This window comes from Streptomyces sp. NPDC001393 (genome assembly GCF_053597455.1).
Genome location: NZ_JBSFIH010000043.1, coordinates 1 through 20,097, shown reverse-complemented (window position 1 = coordinate 20,097; position 20,097 = coordinate 1). Strand labels below are relative to the sequence as shown.

Annotated in this window: 18 protein-coding genes and 1 pseudogene; 8 read left to right on the top strand and 11 right to left on the bottom strand. The window is 69.9% G+C overall.

Annotation, left to right across the window (positions count from 1 at the left end; genetic code table 11):
- Positions 1–234: 234 nt before the first annotated feature.
- Entirely contained in the window at positions 235–1,317 is a 1,083-nt protein-coding gene (locus ACWC2T_RS33405; RefSeq protein WP_450674080.1) for a protein kinase family protein, read from the bottom strand.
- A 136-nt stretch (positions 1,318–1,453) separates the two neighbouring features.
- On the opposite strand from ACWC2T_RS33405, the gene ACWC2T_RS33400 reads away from it, so the two are divergent.
- Positions 1,454–1,996: an N-acetyltransferase family protein gene (locus ACWC2T_RS33400; protein WP_450674079.1), complete on the top strand. Its 543-nt coding sequence runs from the start codon at positions 1,454–1,456 to the stop codon at positions 1,994–1,996.
- 594 nt (positions 1,997–2,590) lie between these two features.
- Here the strand turns inward: ACWC2T_RS33400 and ACWC2T_RS33395 are convergent.
- Positions 2,591–3,403 carry a TioE family transcriptional regulator gene (locus ACWC2T_RS33395; protein ID WP_450674078.1) on the bottom strand — a complete coding sequence of 271 codons (813 nt, stop codon included), beginning with the start codon at positions 3,401–3,403 and terminating at the stop codon, positions 2,591–2,593.
- A 58-nt stretch (positions 3,404–3,461) separates the two neighbouring features.
- Here ACWC2T_RS33395 and ACWC2T_RS33390 point away from each other — a divergent pair, with 58 nt between their 5' ends.
- Together ACWC2T_RS33390 and ACWC2T_RS33385 are read left to right on the top strand one after the other, a co-directional pair.
- A complete protein-coding gene (locus tag ACWC2T_RS33390; protein WP_450674077.1) occupies positions 3,462–4,673 on the top strand; it encodes an erythromycin esterase family protein in 1,212 nt (403 codons plus the stop codon).
- A gap of 38 nt (positions 4,674–4,711) precedes the next feature.
- Positions 4,712–5,038: pseudogene (locus ACWC2T_RS33385) on the top strand (IS630 family transposase); the annotation flags it as partial.
- Positions 5,039–5,045: 7 nt separating this feature from the next.
- On the opposite strand, the gene ACWC2T_RS33380 reads toward ACWC2T_RS33385, so the two are convergent.
- Positions 5,046–5,822, bottom strand: a complete 777-nt coding sequence (locus ACWC2T_RS33380; protein WP_450674076.1) for an SAM-dependent methyltransferase — start codon at positions 5,820–5,822, stop codon at positions 5,046–5,048.
- Between the two features lie 364 nt (positions 5,823–6,186).
- Positions 6,187–7,119 carry an SRPBCC family protein gene (locus ACWC2T_RS33375; RefSeq protein WP_450674075.1) on the bottom strand — a complete coding sequence of 311 codons (933 nt, stop codon included), beginning with the start codon at positions 7,117–7,119 and terminating at the stop codon, positions 6,187–6,189.
- Between the two features lie 51 nt (positions 7,120–7,170).
- On the opposite strand from ACWC2T_RS33375, the gene ACWC2T_RS33370 reads away from it, so the two are divergent.
- The 3 genes from ACWC2T_RS33370 (at position 7,171) to ACWC2T_RS33360 (ending at position 10,074) form a co-directional block, all read left to right on the top strand.
- Positions 7,171–7,770, top strand: a complete 600-nt coding sequence (locus ACWC2T_RS33370; RefSeq protein WP_450674074.1) for a TetR/AcrR family transcriptional regulator — start codon at positions 7,171–7,173, stop codon at positions 7,768–7,770.
- 703 nt (positions 7,771–8,473) lie between these two features.
- Positions 8,474–9,460 carry a L,D-transpeptidase gene (locus tag ACWC2T_RS33365; protein ID WP_450674073.1) on the top strand — a complete coding sequence of 329 codons (987 nt, stop codon included), beginning with the start codon at positions 8,474–8,476 and terminating at the stop codon, positions 9,458–9,460.
- 254 nt (positions 9,461–9,714) lie between these two features.
- Positions 9,715–10,074 (top strand): hypothetical protein, encoded by a 360-nt coding sequence (locus ACWC2T_RS33360; protein ID WP_450674072.1) that lies wholly within the window; start codon positions 9,715–9,717, stop codon positions 10,072–10,074.
- A gap of 72 nt (positions 10,075–10,146) precedes the next feature.
- Here the strand turns inward: ACWC2T_RS33360 and ACWC2T_RS33355 are convergent, their stop codons facing one another.
- Positions 10,147–11,211, bottom strand: a complete 1,065-nt coding sequence (locus tag ACWC2T_RS33355) for a PP2C family protein-serine/threonine phosphatase (protein WP_450674071.1) — start codon at positions 11,209–11,211, stop codon at positions 10,147–10,149.
- 244 nt (positions 11,212–11,455) lie between these two features.
- On the opposite strand from ACWC2T_RS33355, the gene ACWC2T_RS33350 reads away from it, so the two are divergent.
- Positions 11,456–14,257 (top strand): SpoIIE family protein phosphatase, encoded by a 2,802-nt coding sequence (locus ACWC2T_RS33350; RefSeq protein WP_450674070.1) that lies wholly within the window; start codon positions 11,456–11,458, stop codon positions 14,255–14,257.
- A 50-nt stretch (positions 14,258–14,307) separates the two neighbouring features.
- On the opposite strand, the gene ACWC2T_RS33345 is transcribed toward ACWC2T_RS33350, so the two are convergent.
- From ACWC2T_RS33345 to ACWC2T_RS33330, 4 genes are all read right to left on the bottom strand, one after another.
- On the bottom strand, positions 14,308–15,687 hold the full coding sequence (locus ACWC2T_RS33345; protein WP_450674128.1) for an MFS transporter: 1,380 nt from the start codon (positions 15,685–15,687) through the stop codon (positions 14,308–14,310).
- Positions 15,688–15,755: 68 nt separating this feature from the next.
- Positions 15,756–16,109: a hypothetical protein gene (locus tag ACWC2T_RS33340; RefSeq protein ID WP_450674069.1), complete on the bottom strand. Its 354-nt coding sequence runs from the start codon at positions 16,107–16,109 to the stop codon at positions 15,756–15,758.
- 159 nt (positions 16,110–16,268) lie between these two features.
- Positions 16,269–17,153 carry an alkaline phosphatase family protein gene (locus ACWC2T_RS33335; RefSeq protein WP_450674068.1) on the bottom strand — a complete coding sequence of 295 codons (885 nt, stop codon included), beginning with the start codon at positions 17,151–17,153 and terminating at the stop codon, positions 16,269–16,271.
- 75 nt (positions 17,154–17,228) lie between these two features.
- Positions 17,229–17,987: a response regulator gene (locus ACWC2T_RS33330; RefSeq protein WP_450674067.1), complete on the bottom strand. Its 759-nt coding sequence runs from the start codon at positions 17,985–17,987 to the stop codon at positions 17,229–17,231.
- Positions 17,988–18,075: 88 nt separating this feature from the next.
- Between ACWC2T_RS33330 and ACWC2T_RS33325 the strand changes: the two genes are divergently transcribed.
- The gene (locus ACWC2T_RS33325; protein ID WP_450674066.1) at positions 18,076–18,354 is read left to right on the top strand and encodes a hypothetical protein; all 279 of its coding nucleotides are present in this window, start codon (positions 18,076–18,078) and stop codon (positions 18,352–18,354) included.
- A gap of 406 nt (positions 18,355–18,760) precedes the next feature.
- Here ACWC2T_RS33325 and ACWC2T_RS33320 read toward each other — a convergent pair whose 3' ends face one another.
- On the bottom strand, positions 18,761–19,312 hold the full coding sequence (locus tag ACWC2T_RS33320; protein WP_450674065.1) for a mycothiol transferase: 552 nt from the start codon (positions 19,310–19,312) through the stop codon (positions 18,761–18,763).
- 349 nt (positions 19,313–19,661) lie between these two features.
- Positions 19,662–19,886, bottom strand: a complete 225-nt coding sequence (locus ACWC2T_RS33315; protein ID WP_450674064.1) for a hypothetical protein — start codon at positions 19,884–19,886, stop codon at positions 19,662–19,664.
- Positions 19,887–20,097 lie beyond the last annotated feature (211 nt).

Here is a 20,097-nt window from a genome sequence, read left to right as displayed (position 1 = left end):
TGGCCCTTGTCTTGCACCGCCGGCCCGCACCGCCGGTGGCCATCCCAGCCATCGGTCTCAGGCGGGAGCATCGCCTTCCTCTTCACCGCTGAGCGCGTCCATCTGGCCGTCGAGCCGACGAAGACCCGCACCCGTGCGGCATGTCGAAGGTCAGCCTCTCCCTGTTCCTGGTGATGCCAGGAGAAGGTGCGCTCGACGGCTCAGCGCGCCTGGCCGAGCTTCTGTAACGGGCAGTCAGTGGGACGCCGCGACCGCAGTGGTGCGGCAGGCTCGTTCGATGTCGGCGGCCGGGAATGGCGTTCGCTTGGTCTCGGTGAGCAGGCGGCGCTGGAATTCGCCCATCACCAGGGCAGCTCGGGCATGCCGGTCGATGATCGCGGCGATCTCGTCCGGTACGCCATCCGGCCGGAGGCCGGCGATCCACTTGCGCAGGAACGCGTCGTGTTCCATACCGCCGCGGAGGCGGTCGGCCAGGTGCCGGCGGAACAGATGGCTCACGGTGTGGCAGCGGTCATACGCACGATGGGCGGAGAGGAACTCCGCCTCTTTTGCCGACAGTTCGAAGCCGGAGCTCAAGGCGAGTCCGAAGTCCGCGAAGTACAGCAGTCGACCGTCGGTCAGGACGTTTGCGAAGTGGGCATCGAAGTGGACGAGTCCGTGCGAGCTCATGAAGGCGGTGCCGCGCGCCAGGGATTCTTCCACCCACAGGTACGGCGAGCCCTCTGCGCCCTTCTGTGCGGCGGTCCGGTGGTCGTGCAACCAGTCGGCAAGTGTCTGCGGGACATATTCCAAGAAGAGCACCAGGCTGGACGATGACCGGCCGATGGCCTCCAGCCGCTCACACACGGCCGATGAGCCCTCCCAGTGCGCGACCGCTCCGTCGATGCCTCCGAACTCGTCGGCGAATCCTTCGGGAGGGGAGTCGGGCAGGATGCGCCAGTGGTACATCAGGGGAAAGCCCTCGTACTCGTTCTTGAGGACCCAGTTGGTGGTCATGACGTGCACGGCCAGCTCCCGCCAGGCCCCGAACCCGGCCGAGCCCACACCGTACTGATAGAACAGCGGAAGCCCGAAGAGGTTCGCCGTCGATCGCGCGTTCTCTGGCAGCAACTCGGAGTCCGTCAGAGGGACCCGCTTCACGAACACCTGCGTGCCATCGATGTCCAGCTCCGCCGACCTGCCGCCGATACCCGAGCCGAGCGGGTCGGCGGCAGCCACGGCCTCGCCGAGCCGACGGTCACTCAGCAGGGACAGCCGCGTGCCCACACTCCCATACGCGGCGAGCCGTGCGGAATACCGAGGCTCCGGGTGGTGCATCGACACTCCTCGGTGCCCAGAAGCAGGGCTTCGTCACATCGCGGACGTTGCCGAGCCTATCCGCCAGGGCTGTCGAAGGAGCAGGTACGCGCAGTCGCCCTGCGCGACCAGGTCTGACAGAGCCGCCGTGGGTCGGATGTGCGAAGATCACCGGGTGAATGGTCTGCGCGTTCGCCCTGCCACTGACGCCGATCTGGCGACTCTCGTCCGCCTCCGCGATGACGCGGCCCGCTGGATGCTGGCCCGCGGCATCACCGGCCAGTGGCTGCCGGGAGAGCTGGCCGAGGACCACTTCCGCCGGGTCATGGTGCATGGCGAGGTGTGGCTCGCGGAGGCCGACGGCGGGCGCATCGCAGGCGCCTGGGAGCTGTGGTGGGAGGACGAGGCCGCATGGGGCCCGCAGCCTCCCGTGGCCGGGTACGTGCACCGGCTCATGGTTGACCGTGGTATCGCCGTGCCCGGGACGGGGCGGCTGCTGCTGGGGGCCGCGGAACGCCGAGTGGCTGCGGCGGGACGGACATGCGTGCGTTTGGACTGCTTGGCCGACAATGCACAGCTCAACGCCTACTACCGGCACGTCGGTTACCGCATCGTGGGCCACAAGGAGGGCAAGCCGCAGCCGGGTGGGGCTCCCAAGTCCTTCACGCTGTGGGAGAAGGAACTTCGGCAGGCGGTGTAGGACATGGGCATCGGGCATGGTGAGCTTTCTGAGGTCACGTGGGCGGTGCGCACACAGGCCGAAGCGGTCATCAGTCGCATGCGCGTTCCGCGCCTTCCGCGGCCGGACAATGATCTCTGCGCGCACCTCGCCAGCCACCCGGACCGGCTGACAGCGACGCGGCATGCGAGCAGTCAGCCCTGAAGGAGCCAACGCACTCGAACTGGGCCAGGACGGGCACACCACGAGGGCCCAAATCCCCTACCGGCGGGGCAGGTTCGAGGTTTGGCCAGACGGAGGCTGATCCAGCGGTGGCCCGACGGGCGGTGGTGGTCTCGGGAAGTGGATGAACCGGTGTGGGCCGGCGGTGCTGAGTCTGTTCCCGCATCGAGTTGCCGATCCAGTCTGGCATCGCGTCGCCTCGTGCCTCGACCAGGGCCGTGGGCGGTGTCCGCGGCTTGCGACTCCGCCACTACGATCGGCCTGGCCCGCATCGAAGACGGAGACTGGCGCTTCCTCGTTGTCCTGCCCGAAGACGGCAGCCACCCGCTGGTCGCACGACGCTCGCTGACGACGTACGTCACCGGAAGCGGACAGCCAGGTCAAGTGACTTCCCTATGGCGTTGAGTCCGGCGTGGATTCGCTCGGGTCTGGGCGCGCTTCTTCGCGCTCGCGGAGGTAGGTCTCCAGCTCCGCGGCCCCGGTCAGCAGGGCCCGCCCGCGGGCGGACAGCCGGGCGCGCCAGTCGCCGAGTGCGGCCTCCAGCGGTTCGAGCCCGCCGGCCGCCCGTACCTGGGCGATCAGCGGGGCGATCTGCTCCAGCAGGTAGCCGCCTCGCCTGAGTTGGTGGGCCAGCCGGGCGTCCCGTACGTCGGCCTCGTCGTAGACGCGGTACCCGGTCAACGGGTCGCGGCGCGGGCGCACCAGCCCGGCGCGCTCCCATTTGCGGAGCGTCGCAGGCCGGATTCCGAGCTTCCCTGCCAGCGGACCGATGAACGTGCCGCCGGGCACGGACAGCGCGGCCGGCTCGGACCCCGCGCCGGGCCCGGACCGTGCGCCCGGGCCGAACGCCGTGGTGGACGTCAGGTCGCGCAGGGCGCCCTGCACGGCCTGGAGGGTTCGCCGGTCGTCGAGGAGTTGGGCGTGGCTCTCGTCGATGAGGCGGAACGCCTCATCGACCGCACCCTGGTTCACGGCCCTCATGATCGACGTCGCCGTCTGGTGGCCGTGGCCGGGCACCAGGGCAAGAAACGTGCGCAGGGCGCCCGCGTGCAGCGAGGTATAGGTGCGGTAGCCGTGCGGGGTGCGATCGGCGGTCGGAAGGATGCCGGCCTCCTCGTAGTTCCTGACCGCCTGCGTGGACAGACCGTGCCGACGCGCCAGATCAACCGGCCTGAGTCGCCTACCGTTTTGAGGGTTCCGTCGCATGGAACGACGATATCGCGGGAAAAGTTTCAACCGAAGGTTCAACGATACCGTTGAAGGCATGGCTACCGACATCACGGACACCGCCCATGCCGTCGAGGCTGCCACGGTCATGAGGCTGCTGCCGCAACGGCCCCGGCTGCTGGCCCTGGGCGAACCCACCCACGGCGAGGAGACCCTGCTGGAGTTGCGCAACGAGGTCTTCCGGCAGCTCGTCGAGCAGGAGGGCTACCGTACGATCGCGATCGAGAGCGACTGCCTGATGGGATTGGTCGTGGACGACCACGTCACCTCCGGCGCGGGCACCCTGGACGAGGTCATGGAGCGCGGATTCAGCCACGGCTGGGGCGCCTTTGCGGGCAACCGCGAACTCGTGCGCTGGATGCGCGCCTACAACGACGGCCGGCCCTCGTCCGAGCGGCTCCGCTTCGCCGGTTTCGACGGCCCGCTGGAGATCACCGCCGCCGCGAGCCCCCGGCAGGTTCTCACCGCGCTGCACGGCTACCTCGCGGCCCGGGTGGACGCGGACCTGCTCCCCTGCACCGCGGAAACACTCGACCGCCTGCTCGGCACCGACGACCGGTGGACCAACCCCGCCGCGATGATGGAACCGGCCCAGTCCGTGGGGCGGTCGGCCGAGGCCGGTCGGCTGCGGCTGATCGCCGACGATCTGGTGGCGCTGCTCGACGCACAGACGCCCCACCTGATCACGGAGACCTCGCGGGACGAATGGGACCGTGCCCGCCTGTACGCGCGCACCGCCGCCGGCCTGCTGCGCTACCACTACTGGATGGCCGACACCTCACCGGCCCGGATGACGCGGCTGTGCGCGCTGCGGGATGTGATGATGGCCCGCAACCTCCTCGCCCTCGCCGAACGGGGCCCGGCATTCGTCCACGCCCAGAACTCCCATCTCCAGCGGGAGAAGAGCACGATGCAGATGTGGCAGGGGCCGGTGCAGTGGTGGAGTGCCGGCGCGATCGTCAGCGCCCATCTCGGCACGGAGTACGCCTTCGTGGCCACGGCCCTCGGCACGATCCGGCACCAAGGAGTGGACACCCCGCACCCTGACACCCTCGAAGGCCTCCTGTACGCGCTCCCGCTCCCGGAGGACCGCTGTGTCATCGACACCTCGCGGCTGGCCACCGCCCTCGGTGACACACGGCCGACACCCCGTGTGTCACCCTGGTTCGGCTACGCCCCGCTGGACCCGGCCCACCTGACGGACAGCGACGCCATCGTGTTCGTCAAGGATGTTTCGCTGACCTACTGAAACTTGGTGGGGTGTTGTCGGGCGATGGTAAAGGTGGGGAGGAAGGCGACCTGGCCGCGGGTAAGAGCCTCGCGGCCGGGCGTGCAGCCTGGCTGGTCTTCGGGGGCGAGGCTGCGCCGTCGCATGCCAGGACCTGGGAAAGGATCGGCCGCGCCCTGGTGGTGCGGGCGCGTGGTCGCGGCTCCGGACGGGTGTCGATGACGGGCCTGGTCTGCTACAGGCCCGGTGAGCGGTCGCGGCTGTTCTACGCGGTCCGCGAGTACACCGGTCGCAAGGATCAGCCGAAGGGTTTCGGCTGGCGCGACTTCCGCGATCTGATCCTGCGCGCCCGGATCCAGCCGGGCGAGACTGACGTACTCATCTGGGGGCTCCTCAGTTCACGGGAACGAGAGTCAAGTAGGCCAGGCCCATGACACCGCGATATCCTCGGAGCCACGTATCGCGGTGACGGTCCACACGAGCTCGGGCCTCCTTCGCCAGGGGGTGGTCGGGATGGGCGGCGAGCCATTCCTCGACGTCGGACTGGTAGGCGGACTCGAAGTGCTCCCACTCCTCAAGGCTCGCAGTCTCGATCCAGGCAGGGCGAAAGCCCGCGGCGATGGCGAGGTCGACGAGGTCAGGGAGGTTGTGGAACTCGGACGCAGAGGCTTCCGGCCACATGGCCGACAACTCGTCAGGAGTGGGCGTACGTTGCCAGAAGCCCTCGCCGAGAAGGACACGGCCGCCGGGCGCCACCAGGCGGCGGAGGGCATGGAGTGCGGCGGCGGTGTGCTCCGGGGGCTGGGCGTCACTGAGGGCGTGGCTGGCGCCCAGGCACAACACGATGTCGGCAGGGCCTCGGGCGGTGCCGGCAGCGGACTCCTGGATGAAGCGGACGCGTTCGGCCAGCCCGCGGGTCTCGGCGTTGGCGCGCCCGCGGGCGAGGTCGTCCTCATTGAGGTCGATACCGACACCAGTCGCACCGGGTGCCGCCTCAAGGAGGCGGAGCATGAACTCGCCCCAGCCACAGCCGATGTCAAGCACAGCAGTCGAAGCGGTTGGCATCGTTCGATTGGTGAGCCGGCGGATCATCCCGGCGGCCCGGTCATCGGAGAGGGGGCCGTGGAAGCTGAGTTGGGTTAGTCGCGGCGGGGCGGTGGTGTCGTCCATGAGCCGGAACAGTAGGCACGGCTCGGCTGTCCGCGACACCGAATTTCCGTATGCCGGTGCCATCCGGGTGGTCGTCGGCAGCCTGGCCGACCCGACCTGCTCACGGATGGCTGCCCGACATTACTGACTGCACCGGCTACCTCCTGCCCGAGACCTCGATGCCCCCGACGCCGCGCCCGGGCCGACGGCGGCTCTGCGGCCCGGCCTCGACCCCATCTGGTGGAACGGCCGGATCATCGGCGCCTGGGCCCAGCGCGCGGACAGACACATCAACCACCGCCTCCTGCCTCCGGGATCACCTGGCTGACGTCCGGTCTGGATGACAAGCGGGCGGTATGCCAACCGCTGGGACACGCGCCCCGGCTCACTTCTCGTCCGGTGATCCAGGGGCGGACACTCTGGGTGAGGCCGCCCGATTCCGCTCTCCGGCGCTGGGCGCCGCGAGGGCCAACCTGCGATGCGTACGCCGGAACATGGTGCGGGCCATGAAGGGGTGTACGCGCCTCACGATGCCCCAGTAAAGGCGTGCGCGCAGGCTGTCGGCCTTCACCGCCGTGCTGAGGGTGACGTACCGCTCATCGATCAGGATCGAGGCGCGGGCGGTCAGACCCGCGGTGTTCACGTCCAGCAGCAGTTCGCCGTCCGCTTGGGCGAGGACCGGGAAGGCGCTGCGCAGGATGCCCGTCCAGGCCGCCGGGTCACGCGGCAGGCCGGGCAGGAGCTCCATCTGGTACGCGTCCTGGTAGTCGGTGCGGTCGAGGCAGGTACGGATCAGCCGGGCCGCCGCCGGTGTGGCGACGGCCTGGGGGCGGGCCCAGCCGAGCCGGTGGAGCAGCCGGACCCACGGTGTCCAGCGCGCGGGGCGGGCAACGCCACCGGCCGCAGCCCGCTCGATGTTGTCGAAGATCTCCTCGACCATGGTGTCGTGGATGTGCCGTATGACGCAGGCCCACTGGAGCCGCAGGAGGCCGCACGCCTCGCACTCGAGGACATGGCGTACGCGGCAGCGTCCGGCACCGAGCGGTGCGACCGTCAGTTCGTGGTATCCGTCGAGGCCGCCGTCCGCCGGGGTGTCGAAGCGGACACGACGCCCGGGTTCGTAAGCCGTGACGTGGTAGCGGATCCGGCCGTGCCCGCCTTCGGAGCCCACGGCGAGCGGGCCGTCGAGGCGCATCCGCGGCCAGGCCGGGGTCGGGAAGATCGGGTCGTCCGCGGCGGAGAGGCGGTCGAGCAGGGCGCCGACGGCCGCCGCGGGAGCCTCGATCACACGCTCGTGGACATTGCAGATCGCGGTCACCGAGCACCTCCATACGCCACCGTACGGTTGACCATACGATAGCGTATGGTCATGGCGCAACGGCAGCAACGGCAGCAACGGCAGGACAGAAAGGCCCGGTTGACCGCCCAGGACTGGGCGGACGCCGCACTCACCGCGATCGGCGAGGGCGGTGTCGCGGCCGTCGCCGTGGAACCTCTGGCAGCCCGGCTCGGCACGACCAAGGGCAGCTTCTACTGGCACTTCGCCAACCGTGACGCGCTCATCGAGGCCGCTCTCGACCGCTGGGCGGAGATCAACACCGAGGGCACCATCAGCGAGGTGGAGGCGGAGCCAGACCCCAGGAAGCGGATCCATCTGCTCTTCACCGCAGCCGTCACGTCGGCCACGGCCGACCCCCTCGAGGTCGCGCTGCTCGCCACCGCCAAGCACCCGCAAGTGGCGGTGGCCCTGCGCCGGGTGACCGAACGCAGGGTGGCGTACGTCGCACAGCTCTTCGCCGACCTCGGCTTCCCCGAACCTGAGGCCCGCCGCCGCGGACTCCTCGCGTACACCGTCTATCTGGGCCACGCCCAACTCGGCCACGCGGTGCCCTCGGTGCTGCCCCCGGAGGAGGGCGGGGAGTTCGGCGCGTATCTCCACGAAGTACTGGAGGTGTTGATGAAGCGCTAGGGATGCGGATCAGCCGGACGTGGTCGCGATCACGAGACCGAAGCCGATCAGCACGACGCCCGTGGCGCACCCGAGCGTGGCGGGTCCGTGGATCTTCGAGGAAGTGTCCGGCCTTGGCCAGCAGGAGCACATAGCTGCCCAGCCAGGCGAGGGTGAGGGTGGTGTGGAGAAGGACGAGGAGCGTCATTGCCCAGGCGGTCGGCAGGTGGGGCGGGGCCGGCGTGGGCAGCAGGCCGGTGTAGGAGACGGCGATCTTCGGGTTGAGGACGTTGCTCAGCAGCCCGGTCTCGATTCCGCCCACGGCGCGCAGTGCGTCCCCGCGGCCGGCCACGAGGGCACGTCGGGTCACCACCACCATGGGCCCTGCCGCGACGCCCTCCGCCGCGCGGACACCTCCCGCGACAACCAGGCGTAGGACGACGCAGCTCGGTGTCGGCTCCCCGGCTGCGTGCCGTCATTCGGTACAGCAGCAGGTAGAGGCTGCCTGCGACCTTCGGTTACACGGACTGGGCCGGGTCACCGACCACGCGCATGGCGGCCGTGAGCGCCTGGAACACGCGCTCTCGAGGTGGGAAGCACCGATGTCGCTCGCGCCGAGATTTGGGACACGCTTTACGGGGGGTGCGCAACTGTGGCGACGTCCTCGCTGTCTGACAGGGAGTCGGGCCCGTCAGGGCCGAAGAGCGAGAGAGCGGGGCAGATCGTGGGACGGCGCAAGGGCGGCATAGGGATCGCACTCGTCACGGGTGCGATGCTGGTGGGCGTGAGTGCCTGCGGTGGGGGCCGCACTGACGCGGCCAGCGGGGCCGACGCGAAGGCGTCGGGCAAGCCGAGTGCGAGTGCCTCGCCGTCACCGACGAAGCCCGCGGGCCCGCCGATGCTGCTGGACTCGATCATGCCGCAGTCGGGAACCACGGTCGGGGTGGCCATGCCGATCTCGGTGGTCTTCACGAACCCGGTGGCGGCAAAGGCACGAGCCACGGTGGAAAAGCACATGAAGGTGAGCGCCTCGCAGCCGGTGGCGGGCGCCTGGCACTGGTTCGGCGACCAGCGCGCCGACTGGCGACCGAAGACGTACTGGCCCTCCGGCACGAAGGTGAAGATCGAGGCTGACCTCCAGGGTGTCAGCAACGGCAGCGGGCGCTACGGCGTGCACAACTACACGCACACCTTCACGATCGGCGACGACGTGCGCGCGGACGTCTCGGTGACCGGCCACACCATGAAGGTGACCCGGAACGGCAAGCTGGTGCGCACCCTGTCGATCAATGCGGGCAGCGCTCAGTATCCGACGTGGAACGGCACGATGGCCGTCATCGACAAGCAGGAGAAGGTCCACATGACCTCCTGCAGCGTCGGCATCAGCTGCGACAAGGGCAGCCCCAACTACTACGACCTGACGCTGCCCTGGGACGTCCACCTGACCCAGTCCGGCACGTACGTGCACTACTCGACCGGCGACCCCTATCCGGGCAGCGGCAGCGCCCGCGGCTCGCACGGCTGCGTCCACCTGTCCATGTCAGACGCCAAGTGGTTCTACGGCCAGGTCAAGCAGGGTGACCCCGTCACCATCACCGGCTCGCCCCGTGCGAAAGCCCCGGCCGACAACGGCTACGCCGACTTCAACCTGGGATGGGACGAGTGGCTCGCGGGCAGCGGGTCCGGGATGGGCACGACCGGGACGCTGTGATCTGCTGCGGTGGCGGCGCCGGTCAGCACTCGATGATGTCGACGGCGCGGCCACCGTCGTACTCGCCCTTCGGGAGTCAAAGGACAACGCAGAGAAGCCGACCCTTTCGATGGCGTTCGTCATACAAAGCGAAATCAGCGACCGACACGGCATATTGAGCGCCATTGATCCCAAATTGCTACAAAGCGGGCATATATGCTCACGTTGAGTAGTCAACCCCGGGGCTTGATGTCCCGGTACGAAAGGGTCGAATCATGCGCAAGATTCAGCGCGTTGCCGTCGTAGCCGCCGCGGTCGCGGGGCTCTCCGTCCTTGGCGCCGGAGTCAGCTTTGCCGGTGGCTACGGCGCCCCGCCGCAGGTCACCGCGGTGGCCAACTCGCAGGCCACGGCCGTGGCGGTCGGGGGCGGCACCGCGGTAGCCAACTCACAGGCCACCGCCGTGGCCACGTGGGGCGGTTACCAGTACAACCGGCCGTACTACGCCCCGCAGTCGGCTCCGTACTCCGCCCCGCAGACAGCGCCGGCCGCCGGCTACGACCCGCAGGTGGCTCCCTACGCTGCCCCGCAGGCGGCGCCGGCTCCGTACGCCGCGCCGCAGTACTCCGCCAGCTAACGGCCCGGACTCGCCGCCGAGGCTGAGCGGCGATCACTGAGTGTCAGGTCCAGGGTTGCCCAGGCGCCGCCTTCATGCGGGTTCACGTATGTCACCTGGGCGCCCAGGACCTGGGCCTGGCCCATGACGATGAACGGCGACGGCCGCGATGTCGTCGTCGAGCCTGCCGCCACTGTAGTGGAGCAGGTCTTGGTGGAGCCGGTCCAGCAGCTCACGGGGCGCCGCCGGACCGAGCTGCTGCATCCACTCCGGCAGCGGGAAGAACGTGCCGGTGCGGTCCCGGGTCTCCGTCACACCGTCGGTGTAGAGCAGCATCTGGTCGCCCGCGGCGAAGGCGACGGTGTCGACGTGGTAGTCCTCCCCGAGGAGTGTCGCGAGATTGAGCGGCGGGGAGGGGACGGTGGGCTCGACGACGCGGATCGCTCCGTTCTGCACCAGGAGTGGCGGGGGGTGCCCACAGTTGAGGATCTTCACGTGCCCACCGACGTACGGGATCTCGGCGATCAGTGCGGTAGCGAAGTGCTCAGGCTGATCCGGGTCGAGGATCGCGACGCTGTAGCGGCACATGCTGGTCTCCAGGCGATGGATGATGCCCCTCAGGTCGGGCTGGTCGTACGCGTTCTCCCGGAAACAGTTGATCACCGCCGAGGCCGCGCCCACCGCCGACAGCCCCTTGCCCCGCACGTCACCGATGAGCAGCCGGACCCCGTACGGCGTGTCGGCCACCTCGTAGAAGTCGCCTCCGATGCGGGCCTGCTCCTGGGCCGCCAGATACAGCGACTCGATCTCGACGTCCTGGACCCGGCGCGGCAGCGGGCGCAGCAGCACCTGCTGTGCCGCGTCGGCGACGAGCCGGATCTGGAAGAGCGTCTCCTCCCGCTGGAGTCGGAGATGGCTCGTGTAGGCGGCCGCCAAGGTGACCGCGACGATCGCAGCCGCCGTGTACGGCGTCCCCAGATCGGAGTAGACGAGGCTGAGTCCGATCATCACCAGCAGGCAGAACGCCCCCAGCAGGATCGTCGCGAGCACGGGCCACATCGCGGCGGCGAGGGCGGGCGCGGCGGGCAGGAGACGGCTGAAGGCGATCTCCCGGGGGGTGGCGAAGGCCAGGGCGGCGATGAGGACGGTGAGAATCACGGGCGACAGCAGTACGGGCTCGCGTCGGCCACCGTAGGGCGGGCGATGACGCCGAGGCCGTCCTGTCCTGATCACAAAACGTATCTTATCGGGGCATAACGGGCTTCGTTCCCTGGGTGCGCATGCTCCCCGCGCGCCGTGGTCCCCCTCGAGCGCCTCCATGCCCTGCACAGTCCTGGCTCACGCGGAATCCGCGCCCATCGGAACGAGCCCCGAGGACTCACCCCGGTGCTATCAAGGGTGTATGGAGGTATTTTCCGGGCATCCTCGCCGCCCGGAACGTCATCCGCCCTTCGGACGCACGCGCGAACGTCACGCTTCCCTGCTGGACCTGCGCAGTGCGGCCGGTCAGGTGTTCCTTCTCCAGGTCGTCATCGTGGTCCTGCTGGTCGTGGCCGCGGTGGTGGGAATGGTGCTCCAGGCGTCGGGTGACGCTCTGCAGCAGGGGCGACGGCAGTCGGTCGTCGCGGCCCAGACGTTCGCGAACGCCCCCGGCACGGCCGCGGCGCTGCAGAGCCGGGACCCGACGGCAGTGCTCCAGCCGCGGGCGGAGGCGGCGCGGAAGCGCGCCGGTGTGGACTTCATCGTCGCCATGAACACGCAGGGGATCCGCTATACGTATCCCTACCCCAGCGAGATCGGGAAGAAGTTCGTCGGCACCATCGCACCCGCACTGCAGGGCCATACCGTCGTCCAGCAGGCCGGCGGCCCGCCGCTGCCCGCGGGCAAGGGGACGGACGTGCAGGCAGTGGTCCCGGTGACCGACTCGCACGGCAAGGTGGTCGGCCTGGTCTCCGCCGGAATCACGGTCCGGAACGTGGCGGCACTGTGGATGCCGCAGCTGCCGATCGTCCTGGCCAGCGGCGCGGCCGCACTGGCGCTGGCCATGACGGGAACGATACTGGTGGCCCGGCGGCTGCGGCGGCAGACCCACGGCCTGGCCCCGGCGGAGCTGGCACAGCTGTACGAGCACCACGACGCGGTGCTGCACTCGGTGCGGGAAGGCGTGCTGATCACCGGGGCCGACGGACGACTGCTGCTGGCCAACGACGAGGCGATACGGCTGCTCGGACTGCCGGCGGACGCGCCGGGGCGCCCGATACGGGAGCTGGGACTGCCGGAGCCGGTCATGCGCCTGCTCTCGTCACCGGAGGCGGTCACCGATGAGGTGCATCCCGCAGGGGACCGATTGCTCGCGGTGAACAAGCGGCCGACGTACCCGCACGCCGACCGGGGAGGCAGTGTGGTGACCCTCCGGGACACCACGGAACTGGCGGCGGTGTCGGGGCGGGCCGAGGTCGCGCGGGAGCGGCTGCAGCTGCTGTACCAGGCCGGGGTGGGGATCGGGACGACGCTGGACGTGGGACGTACGGCCCAGGAGCTGGCCGACGTGACGGTTCCGCAGTTCGCCGACCTCGTGACGGTCGACCTGCTCGAGGCGGTGCTGCGGGGGTGGGAGCCGACGGCGGAGGGCTGGCGGCATCTGCGCCGGGCGGCGATCGGCGGTGACCAGCGGATGATGCCGGTGTATCCACTGGGCGAGGTGATCACGTTCTCGGCCGGGACCCCGCAGATGCGGACGCTGCAGGAGGGGCGGGGCCTGCTGGAGCCGGACCTGCGGCAGGCGCACGGCTGGCAGTCACAGGATCCGGAGCGCGCCCGGAAGGCCCTGGAGTGCGGGCTGCGGTCGCTGGTGACCGTGCCGTTGCGGGCGCGGAACGTAGCGCTGGGCGTGGCGAACTTCTACCGGACCGTGGATTCCCCGGCGTTCGGGCCGGAGGATCTCACCTTCGCGGAGGAACTGGCCGCACGGGCGGCGGTGGCCCTCGACAACGCCCGGAGGTTCACCCGGGAGCACGCGATGGCGGTGGCACTGCAGCGGAGTCTGCTGCCGCGGGCCCAGCCGGAGCAGGACGCGCTGGAGGTGGCCTGGCGTTATCTGCCCGCGGAAGCGGGGGTGGGCGGGGACTGGTTCGACGTCATCCCGTTGCCGGGCGCGCGCGTGGCCCTGGTGATGGGTGACGTCGTCGGTCACGGGCTGCACGCGGCGGCGACGATGGGCCGGCTGCGCACCGCGGTGCACAACTTCTCCACCCTGGACCTGCCCGTGGACGAGGTGCTCGGGAACCTGGACGACCTTGTCGTCCGCATGGACAACGAGGAGAACACGGACGATGCCGCGGACAGCCACGAGGGGGCGGGCGTGACCGGAGCGACGTGCCTGTACGCGGTCTACGACCCGGTGGCGGGTGCCTTCACGATGGCCCGTGCCGGACACCCGGAACCGGTGGTGGTGCGCCCGGACGGAACGGTCGCCTGCCCCGGTGTGCCGGCGTCGGCCCCCCTCGGTCTGGGCGGCTACCCCTTCGAGACCACCGAGGTGTCCCTGCCGGAGGGCTCACAACTGGTGCTGTACACCGACGGCCTGCTGGAGAACCGCAGCCACGACATCGACGTGGGGATGGAGAGGCTGCGCCGGGCGCTGGGCGGCTGCGGGGGCCGTACTCCGGAGGAGACCTGTCAGGCGGTGATCGACGCGCTGAAGCCGTCGCACTTCTCCGACGACATCGCTCTGCTCACGGCACGTACCCGGATGTTCCCGCCCTCGCACGTGGCCGAGTGGGAGGTGCCGTCGGACCCGGCGGTGGTGCCCTCGGTACGGGCGCGGTGCAGGGAGACGTTGCTGGAGTGGGGACTGCAGGAGACGGGATTCGCCACGGAACTGATCGTCAGCGAGTTGGTCACGAACGCGATCCGGTACGGCTCACCGCCAGTCGGCGTGCGGCTGCTGCACGGACGCTCTCTGATCTGCGAGGTGTCGGACGGCAGCGGTACCTCGCCGCGCCTGCGGCGGGCGGCGACCACGGACGAAGGCGGACGGGGGCTGTTCCTGGTGGCGCAGTTCGCCGAGCGATGGGGGACGCGGTACACGACCCGCGGCAAGGTCATCTGGGCGGAACAGGCTCTTCACGACGGCACGTCCGCCGCCCCGGCCCTCGCACCGGTCGACTTCCTCCTCGACCAGTTCGATGATCCCGGCTTGTGAGCCGCCGTACCGCCGACACGGGAGGCGGCGTCGCCCCGTGCCGGCGCCCGCTACCTCCCTCGGGGCCCGGCCGGCACGCACAGCCATGCGAGAAGCGCTGCGGTCAGGTAGGCAAGCGCGCCGACGGTCATGCTGGTGCGCAGACCGGTGGTGAAGTGGGCCGTGGCGAGCAGGCTGCCCCCGAGCGCCACGCCGGTGGCGCTGCCGATCTGGCGGGCGGTGTTGAACAGGGCGGAGGCGGCGCCCGAGTACGACGGCGGCGCGGCACCCATCACCGTCGCGGTGGAGCCGGTGAGAGCGAAGGAGGTGCCGAATCCCGCGGCCATCATCGGGGCCACCAGCAGCGGGTAGGCGGGCTCGGCACCCGCCGCGGCCCAGCCCGCAAGCCCCAGGGCGGCCAGCAGCATGCCGGCGATGACCAGGGGACGATCACCGGTACGGCGGGACAACCGCCCGGACAAGATGGAGGCGAACATGGTCATCGCCACCGCCGGGAACAGCGCCAGCCCCGTGCCGAGGGCGCTGAAGCCGCGTCGATGCTGGAAATCCAGACTCGCGGTGAACACCATGCCGTAGAAGCCGAAATTGAACAGCAGCCCCATGACGGCTCCCCCGCTCATCGCCCGGGAGCGCAGCAGCGGCAGGGGCAGCACGGGCGAGCGTGCCAGTCGCTCACGTACCACGAAGGCCGCGGCGGCCATCCCGGCCAGCCCGGCCCCGGTGAGGACGGCCGGGTCCGTCCAGCCTCGTCGTCCGGCCTCGTTGAGCGCCGCGGTCAGCAGCGCCACCGCCGCGACGACCGCGCACTGTGCCGGCCGGTCCACGGGCCGGGCGGCCTGCCGGGGTGAACGCGCCACGTGCCGCAGGCTCAGCAGCAGGCAGACGGCACCGACGGGAAGATTGATGAGAAAGACCCAGCGCCACCCCACCGTGGACACCAGCAGACCGCCCAGCAGCGGCCCGGCCGAGGCCGCGATGCCCGCCATCGAACCCCACAGCCCGAAGGACCGGGAGCGTTCCGCCGGCCCCGGATAGGCCTGCTGAAGCAGGGCGAGGGAGCCGGGGACGATCAGTGCCGCGCCGAATCCCTCCAGCAGCCGGGCAGCGACCAGGAAGGGGGCGTCCGGCGCAAGGGCACACGCTGCCGAGGACACGGTGAACACGGCCACGCCCCAGCAGAAGACCCGACGGTTGCCGAGCCGGTCGCCCAGCGCGCCGCCGGTCAGCAGGAAGCCGGCGAAGACCAGCGTGTAGCCGTCGGTGATCCACTGGATGCCGGTGAGCGAGGTCGCCAGGTCCCGGCCGATCACGGGCACGGCGACGTTGATGACCGTCACATCCAGGATGACCATGAAATACCCGGCGCACACCGCGAGAAGCGGCACCCAGGAACGCCGCTCGGGCCGGGGAGCCGACGTGTGAGAGGACAGGGACCCACCGTCGTCGCCCGGCTCCGTGAACGCCACGGTCTCTACCCCATCCCGCGCAGAACCGAAGGTCAGGCGCCGGGGCGGAACCGGAGTGCCGACCAGGTGTCGTCGATGGCGACCTGTCGCACGGGCCGCACGCCCCGTTCGGAAAGCGCGGCGGCCAGGGTGTCGCGGTTCAGATCCGTTCCGAGCCTCCCGCCCTTCGGGTAGGCCACCCAGGCGAGGGCATCGCGCTGCGCGGCGGCGAGCGCCGCCTGCGCATCCGCCCCGAGAAGTTCACCCGAGGTGGTCACAAAGACGAGCACCGCATCGGCCGAGGCCGCGTCACCCGCGGATTCCACCTCCAGATGGACGTCCTCGGGCTTGCCCAGTACGACGACACCCTGACCGGGCTTGATCTGAAGCTTGCTGATGACGGACACCTCCCTGATCCTGCCACCCGGGATGCGGATCCGCCCACCGCAAGCCTGGGATGGCGACGGCCGGGAGGCGGGGTGGCAGGACCGCCGCCTCGTGTGGGGCGGCGGTCCTGCTGCTGTTTCACCGCTGCGGGCCGACGGTGTGCGGACCCTGCCGCACGGTCAGTTCCAGATGCCGCTGATGTCGGAGGCGTTGGCCGCGGCCCCGGCGTGCGTGGTCAGCCCGGCCAGGTCCTCGAGGGTGCGCAGCGTGTCGTAGTGGTTGTAGTGCGTCGAGGTGGAACTGCCCGGCGCGACGTGCGCACCGTAGAACACGGTGGCGATGTGGTTGCCGTGCGAGCTGTCGTCCTCGTCGAAGGTGACGGCCAGGATGCTGTTGTGCATCCGGGCCCAGGTGGCGTAGGCGCTGAGGTTGTTCTTCACCCAGTTGTCGCCAGTGGTGATGGAGCAGTCGTGCATGTCGTTGCACAGGTTCGGGATGACGAACGAGACCTTGGGCAGAGTGGTGTAGTCCGTCGGGAACTGCGTGAAGGTGTGCGCCGTGTTCAGCGGGACGTTGCTGAAGGCGAACCACGGGTTGTGCTTCCGGGCGTACTTGGTGGCGGAGTTGGTGCACACCGTGGACCCTTCAGAAGGCAGCCCCTCGTTGTAGCTGCCCCACGTCTTGCCCGCGGCGATGAGCTCGGAGCCGAGGTTCGCGGCGCTGCTGAACTGCGGGGTGTAGCAGTTGTCGTTGGTGATGCCCTGGTTGTTCCCGGAGAACAGGTCCAGGTAGTTCGGCTGGCTGGGGTGGGTGATGGCGAACGAGTTGGTGAGGTTGCCGCCACCGGCCACGAGGGTGTTGTTGAGGTACGGGGCGCTTGTGCTGCCGATGATCTGCTCGTAGGAGTGGTTCTCGAGCACCACGACGATCACGTGGTCGGGGGTGGGCAGGGCGGCGGCCTGCGCAGCCGGGGCAGCGGCCCACGTTCCGACCAGGACGGCGGGGAGGGCGACGGCGAGGGAGAGCGCCCGGCGCGAGCGCTTGATGCGGGACAGCAAGGACACGGTGGACCTCCGGTGTGAGCGGTGAGCAGGGAGGTTGTCCACTGATCAGGTCCTTTCTGATCAGGCGCTAGGAGACTAGGGGTGCGCCGTCGCGGCCTTCAGGTGCCTCGCAATGAAGACCGGTCGAACGTCCGCTGGCTGACGGTGCCCCTTCCACTCCTTGTATTCACCTGCGGGAGGGTTGCCCCGCGCGCGGGCGGGGCCGATGAAGGCGACCCGTGCGGCCTCCACGCGGTTGGTGGCTCCGAGGCGCTCCATGACCTGGGTCACGCGCCCTTTGACCGTGCCTTCGGTCAGTCCCGGATCGGATGCAAGGCGCAGGCTGTCCGGGTCCGCGGGCTGCGCCGCGTCACCGACCGTGAGCGAGATGAGGGACTTGAGCAGTTCGGCGGGCGGGGCGTCCTTCACCAGGAATCCGGATGAGCCGGCCTTCAGGGCGGACTCGATGTGGACGTCGTACCCGAACGTGGTGAGCACGACTACGGTCGGTGACGTCGGCAGTTCCCCGCGCATGCGGGTGGCCGCGATTCCGTCCGCGCCCGGCATCCGGATGTCCATGAGCACCACGTCCGGTGCCAGGGAGCGTGCGCGGCCCACCTTGGAACGGACGTCCCAGGCCTCCCCCACCACCTGTGCGACGCGGTTGCGCCCGCGTGGGCCTCCGCCCGGCCGCCCGGCCGTCGGCCCGGCGAGCCGGGGGCGCCGTGCACGGCCTAGGGTGACGGCATGCGCGTGCGCGCTGGGGTATCGCGGCCGCCGCGACGCGTGGACGCCGTCGTCACCGTGACCGTCGTCGTCCTGGGAGTCGTGGACAGCTGGATCAAGCGCGGGCATGTCGTGGCATTCACCCCGGTGGCGCTGGCCGTGGCCATGTACACCGTGGGTGCGCGGTGCCGGCGCCTGCCGGTGTTGGCCGGGTTCGTTGGCCAGGTTCGGTCTCGCCGGGTTCGTGGCGGGCGTCGTGGGGCTGCGGGGCGGCCTGCCGAATGCCGGAGTGCGCGAGGCCGGGTATGCCATCGCGCTGATCCTGGGACCGCTGGCCGTGGGCTACGCCGTAGCGGCGAAGCGTGATCTCGCCGAGGCCATGGGGGCGCGCGTCGTCGCCCTCGATTCCTCGACAAGCTGGGCTCCGGGAGCCGTGTCCAGACGGTCCGCCTCGCCTACAGCGCGGGACTGGACGACTCCTGAGCCAGACTCCTGAGCCATGACTTTCGTCAGGGCGAGCGCCCACGAAGGTCGGGGGTTCGGGGCGAAACCGGGCCGAAGACTGTATGCGACAGCACCAGCGGTGCTGTCACGCCCGTCCAGCCCACCGTGACCGCATGTCCTCGCCTGTGCTCACCGATCAACCTCATCGGGGGCACCTCATGCGTGCTTTCGCCCGTCTTCCCCGGCCCGTCCGCCGGGTGTCGCTCCGGCGTCCCTGTTCACAACCGTCGGCGAACGGGTTCGGCCCCGCGAGCCGATCGGTGTGCACACGGGGGGTGCCCCCCTCACTCTCGTCAGGGCGGGGGCTGCCCAAAGACAGGTCCGACGGGGCTCTCCAGCTGCCGGCGCGCCGCGGTGGGGGCACCGAGCCTCAGGGCTGCCGGTGCGGCCGACCGGAGTCACACGCCGACCGCGCCGTCGATCCGTTCGCGGATCAGGTCGGCGTGTCCGTTGTGACGGGCATACTCCTCGATCATGTGGATGAGCACCCAGCGCAGGGAGACCGTTCCCCGCCAGGGGTCGTGGCCCTCGATGTCCAGATGCGCGGCCTCGGCGACGAACGCTTCCGCGAAGGCGACTTCGGCGTGCCAGGCCGCCCAGGACTCCGCGACGACCTCGGGGGCAGGGCCGGCGCCGTCGAAGTCGCCCTCGGGGACGTCCACGGTGGAGAAGCGCAGCTCGACGTCGTGCCCGGCAAGCACGGCCCGGAACCAGCGGCGTTCCACGTCGGCGAGGTGTCGGACGAGGCCGAGCAGGGACAGCGAGGACGGGGACACGGACCGCAGAGCCAACTCCGGTCCCAGTCCGGAGCACTTCAGCTTCAGGGTGGCGCGCTGGGCGTCCAGCACAGCCACCAGCATAGTTCGCTCGTCACCGGTGGCGGGGCCGCTGAACCGCTGTTCGCTGCCCGTGCCGGTGAACAGTTCGATCCGTCGGTCGGGAATCTTCATGGGCCACATCATGGTCTCGGGGTGGCCGTCCTCGGAACCCACGGTGGCTCAACAGCCGGGCCGCCTGGCCGCGTTGAGCATCAGGTCAGGCGGCTCGATGCCGGTGCCCTGGTGTCCAGTAGATGCTGACGCCGTAGGCGCTGAGCGCCTCGGGCACCGGCTGGTAGAACGTCGTGCCGCCGGTGGTGCACCGCTGCCGCCGCAGGTGATGCCGAGTGCTTTCGTCCCGGGGTAGCGGACGCGGACGTTGAGCGCGGTCACCGTGCCGTTGCCCGGACGCGGGTCATCCGGGCCTCGGCGAGCAACGCGTTCACGCCCGTGCGGGGCGTCCAGGGACTTCGAGGGTCAACTACGCCTCGTTGGAGGCGAACAGCTCCAGGTGCCCGCACTTGGGACAGCGGAACGCCTCGATCTGCCGCCGGGGTCGGCCCATCCGCTTGGCGCCCCCGAAAATTCCCCGCTCCAACGCCCCTTCTATCCAGCGCGCGTAGCCACGCGAGTGCTCGCCGGCATCCTCGATGAAACCTTCCATCAGGCCGACGGTGCCGCAATGAGTGCACGTGTAGTTGCTCATCCGGTGAGTGTAGAAAACGGTGTGCACGCTGTGCCGTCCCAGCCGGGCCGCATCGTCACCTGGCTTTATTCACGAGTATTGAAGTCATTGAGCTCTTTCAGAGCGGCCACCGGATGGGTGACGAGGCCGGCGCCCGCAACGCACGAGGCTCCCGTTCCGTTGAGAGAGGTGTTCGACGTCTCAACTCAGCAGCTCGGGAGCCTCGTTGGTC